We start from the raw sequence: 14,101 nt of genomic DNA, 5'->3' as shown, positions 1-14,101 counted from the left end.
CATCGGGCGAGGGCGGTGCCGTCGCCGCTTCCGGAGTGGGGCTCGAAGCGGCCCGCCGCGCGCTGCGCGTCACCGCGTCGCCGTCCTGGGAGCCGCTCACCGAGCCGCCGTTCGTCGCCTCGTTCACCCCGACCGCGAACATCGCCGTCGGCGGGGAGACGCCCTGGGGCGTCGCAGCGGAGCTGACGCGCCCGCTGCCCGGGACGACCGCGGCGACGTACGGGGCGGACGACGCCCAGACCGCGGGCGGTGCGTCCGGACTGGTGGAGCGCGTGCTCGCCGATGCGGCCGGCCGTAGGATCGTCGCCGTGGTACGTGACGTGCACCGGCATCCCTGGATGGCGGCGGCGCTGGACGCACTGCTCGCGGCCCGTACGGAGAGCGTTGTGGTCGAGATGGGAGTGCCCCAGGCGCCGCCCGCCGGAGCGCTGCACATCGCCACCCACGGAGCCGCCCGCGTGTGCGGGAGGGCCGCCGCGGAGGTCGTCTCCGGCGAGGCCACGGGCCGGTGACGCGACGGGCGGTGTAGGTCAACTGCCGGGAACCGCCCGGCGGTTGCCGAGCCGTGGCCGGTGCGCCGCCCTCCGTCCGCCCGACCGTCCCGTCCGCCTGCTCGCCCGACCGCCCTGTCCCGATCGTCCAGCCCGTCCGACCGTCCCGTGCGATCCCGCACCGACACCTCATCTGGAGGCCGTCCGCATGTCCGCCTCGCCGGCACCGACACCCGAGCAGCACTCGTCGACGGCCCGTACCGGCTCCGCCCCGGGCCGGATCATGGCCGGTGAGATGGCCGAGCAGCCGGCCGTACTGCGCCGCATCCTCGACGAGGGAGCGCCCAGGATCCGTGAGATCGCCGAGGAGATCGCGGCCCGTAGCCCCCGCTTCGTCCTGCTCACCGCGCGCGGCACCTCCGACAACGCCGCGCTCTACGCGAAGTATCTGCTGGAGATCCTGCTCGGCAAGCCCTGCGGTCTGACGTCGATGTCGACGACCACCGCCTACGGCGCCCGGCCGGATCTGGCCGACTGCCTCGTCATCACCGTCAGCCAGTCCGGCGGCTCCCCGGACCTCGTCGCCTCCACGAAGGCCGCACGCGAGGCGGGCGCCCTGACGCTGGCGGTGACGAACAACTCCGCCTCGCCGCTCGCCGCGGCCAGCGAGTTCCACATCGACGTCCTCGCCGGTACGGAGAAGGCCCTTCCGGCGACGAAGACCTACACCGCCGAACTCCTCGCGCTCTACCTCCTGGTGGACGGCATGCGCGGCGGCTCGGGAGCCGGGAAGGCCGAACTGCTGCCGGGCCTCGCGCAGTCGGTGCTCGACCGCCGGCAGGAGGTCAAGACCCTCGCGGGCCGCTACCGCTTCGCCGAGCGGATGGTGCTCACCTCCCGCGGCTACGGCTATCCGACGGCGAAGGAGGCGGCCCTGAAGCTGATGGAGACCAGCTACATCCCCGCCCTGTCCTACTCGGGCGCCGATCTGCTGCACGGCCCGCTCGCCATGGTCGACAACATCTCGCCGGTCATCGCCGTGGTCACCGACGGCAAGGGCGGCGAGGCGCTTCAGCCCGTCCTGGACCGCCTCCGCGACCGGGGCGCGGACCTCGTCGTCATCGGCGACGCCGCGGAGGTCGAGCGGGCGTCGGCGGGCTTCGCGCTGCCCACCGAGGGGCTGCCGGAGGAGCTGCAGCCGATCCTCGAGATCATCCCGCTCCAGATGCTCGCGTACGAGGTCACCATCGCCCGCGGCCAGGACCCGGACGCACCGCGCGCGCTGGCCAAGGTGACCGAGACCCGCTGAACCGGGCCCGTCACGGGCCGAACGACGGGGGAGGGGCGCGGAGTCGGAGGGGCGCAGGGTGCGGCACCGTCCGCGCGGAGCGCCCCGCCCCTGACGGACCTCGCAGCGGACCCGGCACCGGACATACGTCGGGCCGCGGCGCCGGCGGGACCCTCAACCCGTCCGGCACCGCAGCCCGATGCCGGAGACCCTCGGCGCAATCAGGGCAGACGACGCGGGGTCTCTCTCCACCCTCCTGTGCGGGGAGGGCGAGCCTCTGTTACTTCGGGTTCATTGTGGACTAGACCACTCCTGTCTGTCCATGCCATCGGCGATATTCATCACCAGGAGACGAAGAACCGGTGCTTTGCGCAACGGATTTCGTAGCTGCGTCCGCAGTCCCGTGGGCCGTCCGCCGCCGACGCCCGTACCCGTGCCCGCGACGCCCGGATCCCGCCCGCCGGTAGGCTCGCCGCTGTGCCCTCCATGAACGACCTCGTACGTCAGCACACCGCCCTCACGGACACCGATCTGGAGTGGCTGCATCTGCTGATCTCCGAGTGGCAGCTCCTCTCGGACCTCTCCTTCGCGGACCTCGTGCTGTGGGTGCCCACGCGGGACGGCACGCGCTATGTCTCCGTCGCGCAGATGCGGCCGAACACCGGCCCCACGTCCCATCAGGACGACATGGTGGGCCACCTCGTGCCCCGCGGCCGGCGGCCCCTGCTGGACGCCGCGCTCGACGAGGGCAGGATCGTGCGCGAGGGCGACCCGGAGTGGCGCGAGGAGGTGCCCGTACGGGTCGAGTCCATCCCCGTGTGCCGGGCGGGCACCATCCTGGGCGTCATCGCACGCAACACCAACCTGCTGACCGTCCGTACGCCGAGCAGGCTCGAACTGACCTATCTCCAGAGCGCGTCCGACCTCGCGCAGATGATCGCGGCCGGCTCTTTCCCTTTCCCGGGACAGCAGCTCGACATCGACCATCTGCCGCGCGTCGGCGACGGGCTGATGAGGCTCGACGCCGACGGCATCGTCCAGTACGCGAGCCCCAACGCCCTCTCCGCGTACCACCGTCTGGGCCTGGCCACCGAGATCGTGGGCCTCCACCTCGGCCAGGTCACCGCCGAACTCGCCCCGTCCCGGGCCCCGGTGGACGAGGCGCTGGTGAAGCTCGCCAGCGGCTGGGCGCCGCGCGGCGCCGAAGTCGAGGCCAAGGACTGCGTCGTACAGCTCCGCGCCATCCCCCTCGAACCCAAGGGCACCCGCATCGGCTCGCTCATCCTGCTCCGCGACATCACGGAAGTACGGCGCCGCGAACGGGAGTTGATGACGAAGGACGCCACGATCCGCGAGATCCACCACCGCGTGAAGAACAACCTCCAGACGGTCGCCGCGCTGCTGCGGCTTCAGGCCCGCAGGATGGACTCCGACCGCGGACGCGACGCGCTCAACGAGGCGGTACGGCGCGTCGGTTCGATCGCCATCGTCCACGAGACGCTCTCCCAGACCCTGGACGAGAGCGTCGAGTTCGACGACATCGCCGACCGCGTCCTGGCGATGGTGGCGGAGATCTCCCCGGGCCGTGTGACCGGCCGCCGTACGGGCCACTTCGGCGTCCTGGAGGCGGAAGTCGCCACGCCGTTGTCCATGGTCCTCACGGAGGTCCTTCAGAACGCCCTGGAACACGGCTTCGGAACGGGCGAGCAGGGGTCCATCGAAGTCGGCGCCGTCCGCACGCCGGCCCAGGGCAAGGACAAGGACAAGGAACCGGGACGGCTGATCGTCACCGTCCAGGACGACGGCCGCGGCCTGCCCGAGGGCTTCGACGCCAAGCACGCCGGAAATCTGGGCCTGCAGATCGTACGGACCCTGGTCGAGGGCGAGTTGGGCGGCGAGTTCGACATGCTTCCCGCACCCGATCGCGGAACCCGCGTGGTCTTCGACCTTCCGGTCTCGGTGGAGAAACGCGAACGCTGAGCCGGAATAAGGGAGTTGAGCGGCGGCCCGGAAAACGTCACGGAAAGCGCACCGGAAAAATACGTGAACCCCGGCCTCCGGGGCCGGGGTTCGACGTCTGTATGGAACGCGGTGCGCTTAGGGGTACTGCGCGCTGCGGCTCGGGATGCAGCGGGTGGCCGGGTGTGGGGCGTCAGTCTCAGGCGGTCGCGGCGTTGTTCCGCGCCCGGTTGCGAGCGGCGCGGCGCTTCATCGCGCGGCGCTCGTCCTCGCTGAGGCCTCCCCAGACACCGGAGTCCTGACCGGACTCCAGGGCCCACTGCAGACACTGCTCCATGACGGGGCAGCGGCGGCAGACGGCCTTCGCTTCCTCGATCTGCAGCAGCGCAGGACCAGTGTTGCCGATGGGGAAGAACAGCTCGGGGTCTTCCTCGCGGCAAACGGCGTGGTGACGCCAGTCCATGGCTGCTACCTCTCCTCGTGAGTGTGCTGGGCTTGTGAATGTGAACGCTTTCACGAATCCTCTCGCAAGGGAAGGGTTGCCGATCAATTGTGATGCGGGTCCCAGGAGATGAGAGAGGGGGTTCGGGCGTCTGGGGGCCTCCGTGAGGGGCCGCCCGATCGCCATGAAGAGACTCGCAAACCTCGGCGGCGGATACAACCCCTTCCGCCAAGTTTTTTTTGATTCCTTGGTGTCGCATCACTCACAGGCGTACTTCCAGGGGGTGGACCCCTGGCTAAACGTTCGACTGGAAGGACTTTTCGGGCTTCGACTTAAGCAATCACACGCAGTGCACGGCGTACGCCTGTGAAGTTCACGCTGTTCCGCACTCCCAGATGGTCACCGTCCATCTGAAAGGGCAGCGGCACCTGCGAATGCAAGGTGAACTCACCGATGTCGTGCAGGGTTACCGCGTGCTTACCCCGAGGTCCGCGCTGCGGGCTGGAAGTCAGAAGCTGGGTGCCGTAGCGGCTCATCGCCAGCGGGGTCAGACGGGAGAGTCCCAGCACGTCGAGGGCGGTGTCGAAGGACGCCTGCGGAGCGGCGTAGACGGGACGGTTGCCGAGATAGGTCCACGGCGCGGTGTTGCAGACTATCGACGCCACCAGTTCCTCGACCGGTTCGTGGCCCTCGCGTTCGAGTCTGATCGTGCCGCGGCTGCGGTGCTCCTCCATCGCGAACTGCTTCAACACCTGCCGTACGTACAGCGCGTGGGTCGAGCGCTTGCCGCTTTCCCGTTTCTGCTCGACGCGGCCGACGACGCCCGCGTCGAAGCCGAGGCCGGCGCAGAAGGTGAACCAGCGGGGCCGTACGCCCGCGTCGTCCGTCTCCGGCACTCCCGACGCCAACCCCAGCCCGATGGTGCGCTCCCGGCCCGACTCGATGGCGTCCAGCAGGACGCCGGTCGCCTCGACGGCGTGGTTGGGGAGGCCGAGGGCGCGCGCGAAGACGTTGGTGGAGCCGCCGGGCACGACCGCGAGCCGGGGGAGGTTCTCGGGGTCGGGGCCCTCGTGCAGCAGGCCGTTGACGATCTCGTTGACGGTGCCGTCGCCGCCGAGCGCGATCACCAGCTCCGTCTCGCCGTTCTGCGCCGCCAGCCGCGCCAGTTCACGGGCGTGGCCGCGGGATTCGGTCGTCGCCACGTCCAGCTTGAGGTCGCTCGCGAGCGCGTGGGTGATGACCTCACGTGTCCGCACGCTGGTCGTGGTGGCTACCGGATTGACGACGAGAAGTGCGCGCATGCAGGGCAGCGTACCCATCGACCGCGACGGCGCCCCGGCCTTGCCGACGTCTCCACGAGGGGGACTACGCTCTTCACCGTGCCGACACCGAACAAGACGCCTTCCGCCGGGGCCCCGCAGGGCGGCGCCCCCTCCGACCGTCCGCGCCGGCTGACGGCCGCCGCGGCGCTGACCGCTCTTGAAGGTGCGGTCGTGGCCGCGTTCGGCGTCGTGTCGCTGGTGAAGCTCGTCACGGACAAGCCGGACGGCATGGTGCAGGCGGTCACGATGGCGGTGACCGTACTGGCCCTGGCCGTACTGCCGTTGGCGGCCGCGCGCGGACTGTGGCTGTGCCGGCGGTGGAGCCGCGGACCGTCGATGATCGTCCAGCTCATCGCGCTGCCGTCGGGCTACCAGATGGCACAGAACGGCGGGGTGTGGACGGCCGGCGGCATCCTCATCGCGCTGACGGGGGCGGCGGTGCTCGCCTGCCTGGTCAATCCCACCGCGACCGAGGCGCTGGGCATCGGACCGCGCGACGCCTGACAGCCTCTTCTACGGGCGCGGGATACGGCCCTGGAACGCCCGCACCGCCCGTTCATGGTGCGACGGGCGGTGCGAACGGTGGGGTCTCGGTCACTCCTCGACGAGGAGCCTGTCCCGCAGTTGTGCCAACGTCCGTGCCAGCAGGCGCGATACGTGCATCTGTGAGATGCCGACCTCCTGCGCGATCTGCGACTGCGTCATGTTGCCGAAGAAGCGCAGCAGCAGGATCTTCTTCTCGCGCGGGGGCAGTTCCTCCAGAAGCGGCTTGAGCGATTCCCTGTACTCCACGCCTTCCAGCGCGTCGTCCTCCGCGCCGAGGGTGTCCGCGACGGCCGGCGACTCGTCGTCGGTGTCGGGGACGTCGAGGGAGAGCGTGCTGTAGGCGTTCGCGGATTCGAGGCCCTCCAGCACCTCCTCCTCGGAGATCGACAGCCGCTGGGCCAGCTCGTGCACCGTCGGGGCCCTGCCGTGGAGTTGGGACAGCTCGGCCGTGGCCGAGGTGAGCGAGAGGCGCAGTTCCTGAAGGCGGCGCGGGACGCGCACGGCCCAGCCCTTGTCGCGGAAGTGGCGCTTGATCTCACCGACGACGGTGGGGGTGGCGTACGTGGAGAACTCGACGCCGCGCTCCGGGTCGAAGCGGTCGACCGACTTGATCAGGCCGATCGTCGCGACCTGGGTGAGGTCGTCGAGCGGTTCGCCGCGGTTGCGGAAGCGGCGGGCCAGGTGCTCGACGAGGGGGAGGTGCATCCGGACCAGGTGGTTGCGCAGCTCGGCACGCTCGGGAGAGCCGTCGGGCAGATTCCGCAGCGCGATGAACATGGAGCGTGCACCGCTGCGGTCGTGCGGATCGAAGTGCGCGAACTGCGTGGCCCGTGCCGTGCGTGCGCCGTGCTCGTGTCCGTGTGCGATGCCGTGTCCGTGCGTCTCCTGCTGTTGCTGCATGTCCATCGCGTCCGCCCGCTCTGCCTGCTCCGGTCGCTGACTGCTGGGGTCGGCGGGGTGCGGCCTGGCCTGTTCAGGCACGACCGGGTCGGCCGCCGCACCGACGCGGCCTGCCCAATGCTCCCGTGCCTCGTGGTCAGTCACGGCGCTCCGGGGCCCGCACCGCGCTTCTTGTGCAGGCTGATGCTGACCGTACGGTCGTCGGACACCGCCGAATCCACCTCGCCGGCCAGGGCGGAGAGCACCGTCCAGGCGAAGGTGTCGCGCTCCGGTGCCCTGCCGTCGGTGGTGGGTGCCGAGACGGTGACCCTCAGAGAATCGCCGACGAGCCGGAAGACGCAACTGAGCACCGAGCCCGGCAGCGCCTGCTGGAGAAGGATGGCGCACGCCTCGTCGACGGCGATGCGCAGATCCTCGATCTCGTCGAGGGTGAAGTCCAAGCGGGCCGCGAGTCCGGCAGTGGCCGTCCGCAACACCGACAGATAGGCACCCGCCGCGGGCAGCCGGACCTCGACGAAGTCCTGTCCGTCCTGCCCCACGGGCTCACCTGCGATCTGGGACACCCTCACCTCCAAAGTGGCACAAGCCGGTTCGGCTCGTTCGCTGTACGAGTGCGTCGGTCCGCCGCGCAGCCCGTGGATCTTCTCCACGGGGAACCAACGGACTGACGCCGTCGATGGTTCGCCTGCGACGCTATCGCGATCCACGAGCGGATGTCGCCCGCACGGATCTACGACGAACCGCAGCTCCCCATCACGTGAGCGTCACCCATAGTAAACATATGGGTACTGTCTGTGGCTAGGGGTCGGGGCTCGCAAATCCGAAGTGGTTACGCTGTGTTGCCGTCGGCCAGTCTTCTCAGGGGGTCCCCTGACATGCGGAAGACCGTCCAGTCCTCCATCGGTTCGGCGCCGAGTGATCTGTAGAAACCGATTGAGGGTTCGTTCCAGTCCAATACCCACCACTCGAAGCGTTCATAACCCCGTTCGACACAGATTCCGGCAAGGGCTGAAAGCAGTTGCTTCCCGTACCCGGAGCCGCGGGCGGAGGGGCGGACGTACAAGTCCTCCAGATACACACCGTGAGTGCCGGTCCATGTGGAGAAATTGAGGAACCACAGAGCGAAACCGACGGGGTCACTCTCCGTGTCCTCCTCGGCGATCAGTGCGAAGACCGCGGGGTGATCGGCGAACAGGGCGTCGTGGAGCTGCCGGTCCGTCGCGCGTGCGTGCTCCAACGCTTTTTCGTACGCCGCGAGTTCGCGGATCATCTCCTGGAGGGCCGGGACGTCTGACGGTGTGGCGGCTCTGATCATGCCGCCGACGCTAACGCGGACCTGTGACAACGGCCGTCACGGTGCTGCCGGGCGCGAAGGCGCCCTCCCCGGCGAGCGTCGTGAGGGCGAAGAGCAGCTTGGCGACGTAGAGGCGCTCCAGTGGCGGAAGGCCGTGCCGGGCCGCGAAGTCGGAGGCGAACTCCTCCAGTTGGGGGCCGCCGCGTGCGTAGCCGCCGAAGTGGAAGCGCTCGTCCAGATGCCACCGGCCGCGCGGCCCGCCGAAGGCCGAACGTTGCAGCTCACCTATGTCGCCGTCGAGGAAGCCGCCGCGCAGTACGGGGACGCCCAGGGCGCGCTGGTCCGGTCCGAGCCCCGCCGCGAGTCCGGCGAGGGTGCCGCCCGTACCGCAGGCGACGGCGGCGACGTCGGTGCGTCCGCGCAGCTCCTCGCCGAGTGCCTTGCAGCCCTGTACGGCAAGGGAGTTGCTGCCGCCCTCGGGGATGCGGAAGGCGTCCCGTACGGCCCGGCGCCCGGCGGCGTCGGCGTCCGCGTCGTGGAGCAGCCGGTCGGTGAAGTCCGCCTCGTGGCGGCGCCGGTAGTCGGCGCGGGTGACGAAGTGGAGCCGCATGCCGTCGGCGGCGCAGCGGGCGAGCGAGGGGTTGAGCGGGCGGGCGGCCAGTTCGTGGCCGCGTACGACGCCGACGGTCGCCAGGCCGAGCATCCGGCCGGCGGCCGCGGTGGCGCGCAGATGGTTGGAGTAGGCGCCGCCGAACGTCAGCAGCGTCGTATGGCCCGCGTCGAGCGCGGCGCGCAGATTAGGGGCGAGTTTGCGCCATTTGTTGCCCGGAACTGTCGGGTGTATCAGGTCGTCGCGCTTGAGGAAGAGCCGTACGCCGTGCGCGGCGAAGCGTTCGTCGCTCAACTCCTCGTGCGGGGAGGGGAGTACGGGCGGGGGGTCGAGCGCGTCGAGGAGCGCGTCCGCTCCGGCGCCGCCGGGGCGCGGCCGCGGGGCTCGCGGGCGGTGCGGGCGGTGCGGGGGAGGGGCGGGGGCGCTGCGGTTCACCTGTGCATTGTCGCGCCGCCCGCGCCTCCCGTCGCCTCCGTTGTCCCTCCGCCCCTTCCGAAGCGTGGCTCCCGTCCGGCCGCGTCCCGCTTCCGTTCCCGCGCCGGCGGCGGCCGCGGGACGCTGTCACTTCAGCCGTGACGCGATGCGCTTGCGCAGGGAGTCCATGGTGAAGCCGCGGGGATCGGACTTCTGGTTCGTCCACTCCAGATGGCCGACGACCGAGGCGGCGTTCCAGCCGTGGTGCCGGCACAGGGCGGCCGCGGCACGTTCGATGGCGTCGAGCTGTGCGTCCGGCCACGGGTCGTCGCCGTCGCCGAGGTTCTCGCACTCGAAGCCGTAGAAGTACCGATTGCCGTCTGTGTTCATCTGGTTGGGTTTGGGCAGATCGTCCTCGGCTATCACCGCGCGTAGCACGTCGTCGTCGCCGAGCCCCGCGTGGTTCGCGCGGCCGTGGCCGACGAGGTGCACCGTGCCGTCCTTGGTGATGGCCCCGTGCGCCAGCGGTCCGGGGAGATCGGAGCGGCCGTCGTAGATGAGGTCGACCGTCTCCTTGGCGCCGCTCGTCACGGTGTGGTGGATCATGATCCCGTGCACGGGGCCCCAGGGGCCCTTGTGATTGCGGTTGTGGTTGCGCCAGTCGCGTACCTCTTCGACCGTCACGCCCTCCTTTTTGAGGGCCGCGATGAACGCGCTTGCTGTGATGGGTGTGGCCATCTCTCCCCGTACCTTCCTAGCGCTCTCGTGTGTTCGAGGGTCATGCCCATCCCGCCGCGGGCTTACTCCGCGCCCGGCCCGCGCAGCGGGAAGCCCGCACGCGTCAACAGGCCCTGCGCGCACCGCTCGTGGACGTACGGACGCAGCAGCCGCGGCATCCGGTCGCGGGCTCGGCGGACACGCCCGGACCTTACGAGCGCCGAGTCCCCGAGGAACGTCTGCCACGCCGAGCACGCCTCCGCCAAGCGCCCCCGGGAGAGCAGGAGTTCGGCCAGCTCCGCCTGGCTGAGGGCGCGCGAGCGGCGTTCACCGGCGGGGCGGGAGCGCAGCGAGGCGCGCAGTTCGCGGACCGCGCCGTCCTGGTCGCCCAGGGCGGCGCGCACCTGGCTCGCCTGGTAGTGCAGCGCCGCGTCCTGGTACGAGCCGACGGGCTCGCCGCCGTCGGGCGTCTCCGGGCCCGTCGTCAAGTCCGCGGGCGCGCGAGCGAGTTCGTACTCCGCGCGGCGCAGTGCCGCCAGCGCCGGGTCGCGTTCGCCCTCGGCGGCGCGTGCCACGGCCAGCCCCGCGAAGAGGAACGAGCGGGTGGAAGGCGCCGCATCGGTGGGCGCCGTCTCGCACGCGGCCTGCGCGAGCGCGAGGCTCTGGCGCCGGTGGCCGAGCTGGTACGCCTGTGAGCTGAGCGCCCGCTGTACGAGGGCGACGCCCTCGGGGTCCTCTCCCTCGGCGGCGAGCTGGGCCGCTGTGACGAAGGCGCGCTGGGCGAGGCCGTGGCGCTGCTCGTCCGCGTAGACACGGCCCAGCAGATAGCTCAACCGGGCGGCGCCCGCGACGAGTTGGGGGTGGTACGGGCCCTCTCCGCCCTCGCGCAGCCGGCGCACCAGCCCCGCGAGGCAGGCCGCGAGCGGGGTGCGGATGTGGCCTCCGCCGTGGCGGTCCGCCTGCTGGGCGAAGAAGCGGGCGTGCTCGCGTACGGAGGCGACCTCGTCGGGCGTGGTGCGCCGGGCGGGCCGTCCGCCCCGGGAGAGGGAGGGGAAGTCCCGGGGCGGACGGGGTCGGAGGGGTTCGGGAGTCTCGGAGGGCTCCTCGGCGAGGGGGCGGCTGTGTTCGGGGGTGCGGACTCCGGGCGTTTCGGGGGCAGTTGACGTCCCGGTGGCCTTCTCGTCTCCGGCGGTCCCGGTGGTGGCGGCTTTCCGGGGCCCGAGGACCGCGGCGGTGGTGAGCGCCAGCCTGTACGGCGCGGGCGGCGGCTGGTCCGCGCGCGGCGGACCGACGACGGCGGCGGTGAGGGCGGCCAACCGGTCGGCCAGCGGGGCCTGTTCACCGGCGGGAGTGCTCAACCGGGCGGCTCCGGCGGGGAGTCGGGCGCCGTACGCGGTGTCGGAAGCGGCGGTGTCGGAGACGGTGTCGGAAGCGGTCGCGGAGACGGTCCCGGCGGCGGTGCCGGATTCCGTACGGTCCTGCGTTCCGTACCGGCGGCCCCGGGCGGCGCCCGCGCCGTCGGCCCGCCTCACGCGCGGTCCCGGACCGCCGGACTGCCCGTCGCCCATGCCCAGTTGGGTCACCTCGACGGGACGCCCCAGCCGGCGGGAGAGCGCCTCGGCGATGAACCCCTGCACCCGCGGAGCGGGGCGGCTTCCGCGCAGCCAGTGGGCCACGCTGGTGCGGTCGTAGCTCAGCCGCACCCCCGCCTTCGCGCCGAGACGGGTGATGGCGCGCGCGAACGCCTCCTGGGTCCACTCGCTTTCGTCGACTAACGAGCGCAGCGCGGTGTTCGGCGTCGGGTCCCGGCGCCGGTACTCAGCGGGCGGCACGGCGCACCGTCCGGAGGGTGTGGAAGCGGAATCGGATCGGGTCGTTCACGGTGTTTTTCCTCCTCGTCTGCTCCGGCGCGGTGTCGCGTGCGGAGTGCTTCCAAGCGAACCGCAGCTTCCGCTTGTTGGGGAGCATGTGCCGCGCGCACGCAGAGGTGCGACTTTCACACCCCGTGTGAACGGATGTTCCGTTACTCTCTGAAACAAGGGTTGGACGACCGGAGGGCGAGATGGAGCCCAACAGTCAACTGGACGTACTGCTTGACCAGTCCGGAATCTCCCGGGCCGGTCTGGCCATGAGAGTCAATCGCCTCGGCGCGGAGCAGAATGTGACTCTGCGTTACGATCACACGGCCGTCGCGCGCTGGGTCAAGGGCCAGCGTCCCCGGGGCCGGGTGCCCGAGCTGATATGCGAGATCCTCGGTGCGCGCCTGGAGCGCGCGTTGACGCTCGCCGACATCGGCATGGCCGGCCCACCGGGCTCGCCGCCGACGTCACCCCGTCCATCCGGAGCGGACGGGGAGGAGGACGGACCGGCTCCGCTGGGACGGTTCGTGGAGCGCGCCGCGGTCTCCTGGCGCTCCGACGAGCTGCACGCCCAGGCCCCCGGGCCCTCGCTGCTGACGGGCGCGGCGGCGGTCGCGCCGGTGTGGGAGTGGGAGAACCCGCCCGACGACGTCGACGTCTCCCACCGGGGGAAACGTGAAGTCTCGGACGTGGACGTGGAGTTGCTGCACGCCGCGCGCGGACACTACGAGCACCTCTACCGCAACGCCGGCGGCGTCGCCACGCGCCCCCGCGTCGTCCACTTCCTCACCGGCGAGGTGACACCGCTGCTGCGCGGCGACTACGACGACGGCACCGGACGCGAACTGTGCCGCGCCGCCGGTGCGTTGGCCGCGGTCGGCGGCATCTGCGCGTACGACGCCGACGAACAGGGCCTGGCACAGCGCTACTTCCACCAGGCGCTGCGCCTCGCCAAGGCCTCCGGCGACCGGCCCTTCGGCGGCTACGTCGTCTCGCTGCTCGTCAACCAGGCCCTGTATCTCCGCGACAACCGGCGCGCCATCGCCTGTGCCGAGGCGGTCTTACGCACGCCGGGGCCGCACTCCACCCCGGCGCTCGCGACCGACCTGTACGCGATGCAGGCCAAGGCGTACGCGCGCATCGGCGATCGGCGGAGCGCCCACGACTGCATGCGCAGTGCCGAGAACTGCTCCACCCGCATTCGTCCCGAGGAGGAGCCCGAGGAGACCGACTACGTCCAACCGGGCCTGGTCCAGGTGCGATTGGCGGAGGCGCTCCTCGTACTCGGCGAGCTGGACCCGGCGCGGCGGTATGCCGAGGAGGCGGCCAGGGCACCCGCCCATGTGCGCGGCCGGGTCAACCGGCTGGTCACGCTCACCGGCGTGGAGCTGCGCACCGGTTCGCCGGAACGCGCTGCGGAGACGGCGGTACGGATGGCCGATCAGGCGCAGGGCATCGAATCACAGTTGCTGCGGCAGCGCATGCGGCAGGTACGGGAGAGCCTTCTGCGGCACCCCGGCACACCGGTCGCGAAGGCGGCGGAGCTGATCGAGGAGACGCTGCGGGTGCCTTTCTGACGGAAGGCCGGCCGGGCGGTGCCTCTGTCAGGGGACTGCCGCGGCGTGCTGGGATGTGCCCAACCTCCGTCAGGAAGGGGGCACATACGTGCGATGGAAGAACCTGGGTGAACACACGGTGTACGAGAACCAGTGGTTACGGGTCAATCTCGCGGACGTAGAGCTGCCGGACGGCCGTCATCTGGATCACTATCTGATCCGGCTGCGGCCGGTGGCCATGGCCACCGCGGTCAACGAGCGCAACGAGGTGCTGCTGCTGTGGCGGCACCGTTTCATCACGGATAGCTGGGGGTGGGAGATCGCCGCCGGGGTGGTCGAGGACGGTGAGGACCTCGCCGACGCGGCGGCACGGGAGATGCTGGAGGAGACGGGCTGGCGCCCGGGCACGCTCCGGCATCTGATGACGGTCGAGCCCGCGAACGGTCTGACCGACGCGCGGCATCACATCTACTGGTCGGACAGCGCCACTTACCAGGGGCACCCCGAGGACGACTTCGAGTCGGACAAGCGCGAGTGGGTGCCGCTGAAGGAGACGCCGGATCTGATCGCCAAGGGCGAGGTGCCCGCGGCGAACACCGCCGCGGCGCTGCTGATGCTCTACCGGCTGCGCTTCGGATAGCGCACCGCGTCTCGTCGACGGACCGGCCCCCGGGCCGCCGCACTGCCAGCGGCCGGGCCGGGG

General features: G+C 71.1%; 13 protein-coding genes and 1 pseudogene. 6 read left to right on the top strand and 8 right to left on the bottom strand.

Going from position 1 to position 14,101, the window contains the following annotated elements; all coding sequences use genetic code 11:
* The 3 genes and pseudogenes from AN218_RS23600 to AN218_RS23590 form a co-directional block, all read left to right on the top strand.
* Positions 1-512, top strand: a pseudogene (locus AN218_RS23600) (glycoside hydrolase family 3 protein); the annotation flags it as partial.
* Between the two features lie 187 nt (positions 513-699).
* Positions 700-1,800, top strand: coding sequence for an SIS domain-containing protein (locus AN218_RS23595; RefSeq protein WP_070018906.1), 1,101 nt, complete (start codon positions 700-702; stop codon positions 1,798-1,800).
* A gap of 465 nt (positions 1,801-2,265) precedes the next feature.
* Positions 2,266-3,759 carry a sensor histidine kinase gene (locus AN218_RS23590; RefSeq protein ID WP_070018905.1) on the top strand — a complete coding sequence of 498 codons (1,494 nt, stop codon included), beginning with the start codon at positions 2,266-2,268 and terminating at the stop codon, positions 3,757-3,759.
* Positions 3,760-3,937: 178 nt separating this feature from the next.
* Here the strand turns inward: AN218_RS23590 and AN218_RS23585 are convergent, their stop codons facing one another.
* Together AN218_RS23585 and AN218_RS23580 are read right to left on the bottom strand one after the other, a co-directional pair.
* On the bottom strand, positions 3,938-4,201 hold the full coding sequence (locus AN218_RS23585; protein ID WP_016469673.1) for a WhiB family transcriptional regulator: 264 nt from the start codon (positions 4,199-4,201) through the stop codon (positions 3,938-3,940).
* Positions 4,202-4,512: 311 nt separating this feature from the next.
* Positions 4,513-5,481, bottom strand: coding sequence for a diacylglycerol/lipid kinase family protein (locus AN218_RS23580; protein ID WP_070018910.1), 969 nt, complete (start codon positions 5,479-5,481; stop codon positions 4,513-4,515).
* Between the two features lie 78 nt (positions 5,482-5,559).
* Here AN218_RS23580 and AN218_RS23575 point away from each other — a divergent pair, with 78 nt between their 5' ends.
* Positions 5,560-6,006, top strand: coding sequence for a hypothetical protein (locus tag AN218_RS23575; protein WP_070018904.1), 447 nt, complete (start codon positions 5,560-5,562; stop codon positions 6,004-6,006).
* A gap of 90 nt (positions 6,007-6,096) precedes the next feature.
* Here the strand turns inward: AN218_RS23575 and AN218_RS23570 are convergent, their stop codons facing one another.
* From AN218_RS23570 to AN218_RS23545, 6 genes are all read right to left on the bottom strand, one after another.
* Positions 6,097-6,954: an RNA polymerase sigma factor SigF gene (locus AN218_RS23570; protein ID WP_375537800.1), complete on the bottom strand. Its 858-nt coding sequence runs from the start codon at positions 6,952-6,954 to the stop codon at positions 6,097-6,099.
* 134 nt (positions 6,955-7,088) lie between these two features.
* Positions 7,089-7,511: an ATP-binding protein gene (locus AN218_RS23565; RefSeq protein WP_055486106.1), complete on the bottom strand. Its 423-nt coding sequence runs from the start codon at positions 7,509-7,511 to the stop codon at positions 7,089-7,091.
* Positions 7,512-7,777: 266 nt separating this feature from the next.
* Entirely contained in the window at positions 7,778-8,263 is a 486-nt protein-coding gene (locus AN218_RS23560) for a GNAT family N-acetyltransferase (RefSeq protein WP_070018903.1), read from the bottom strand.
* A 10-nt stretch (positions 8,264-8,273) separates the two neighbouring features.
* Entirely contained in the window at positions 8,274-9,287 is a 1,014-nt protein-coding gene (locus tag AN218_RS23555; RefSeq protein WP_079132505.1) for a 1-aminocyclopropane-1-carboxylate deaminase/D-cysteine desulfhydrase, read from the bottom strand.
* 126 nt (positions 9,288-9,413) lie between these two features.
* Positions 9,414-10,004 carry an N-acetylmuramoyl-L-alanine amidase gene (locus AN218_RS23550; protein WP_070018902.1) on the bottom strand — a complete coding sequence of 197 codons (591 nt, stop codon included), beginning with the start codon at positions 10,002-10,004 and terminating at the stop codon, positions 9,414-9,416.
* Between the two features lie 62 nt (positions 10,005-10,066).
* Positions 10,067-11,815 carry an NsdA family TPR-like regulatory protein gene (locus AN218_RS23545; RefSeq protein WP_070018901.1) on the bottom strand — a complete coding sequence of 583 codons (1,749 nt, stop codon included), beginning with the start codon at positions 11,813-11,815 and terminating at the stop codon, positions 10,067-10,069.
* A 230-nt stretch (positions 11,816-12,045) separates the two neighbouring features.
* On the opposite strand from AN218_RS23545, the gene AN218_RS23540 reads away from it, so the two are divergent.
* Both AN218_RS23540 and AN218_RS23535 read left to right on the top strand, forming a co-directional pair.
* Positions 12,046-13,419, top strand: coding sequence for an NsdA family TPR-like regulatory protein (locus AN218_RS23540; RefSeq protein ID WP_070018900.1), 1,374 nt, complete (start codon positions 12,046-12,048; stop codon positions 13,417-13,419).
* Positions 13,420-13,507: 88 nt separating this feature from the next.
* Complete coding sequence (locus AN218_RS23535) at positions 13,508-14,038, top strand: NUDIX hydrolase (protein WP_070018899.1); 531 nt, start codon at positions 13,508-13,510, stop codon at positions 14,036-14,038.
* Positions 14,039-14,101 lie beyond the last annotated feature (63 nt).

It is taken from the genome of Streptomyces nanshensis (assembly GCF_001751255.1).
Classification (GTDB): domain Bacteria; phylum Actinomycetota; class Actinomycetes; order Streptomycetales; family Streptomycetaceae; genus Streptomyces; species Streptomyces nanshensis_A.
This window is presented reverse-complemented; position numbering and strand designations above follow the sequence as displayed.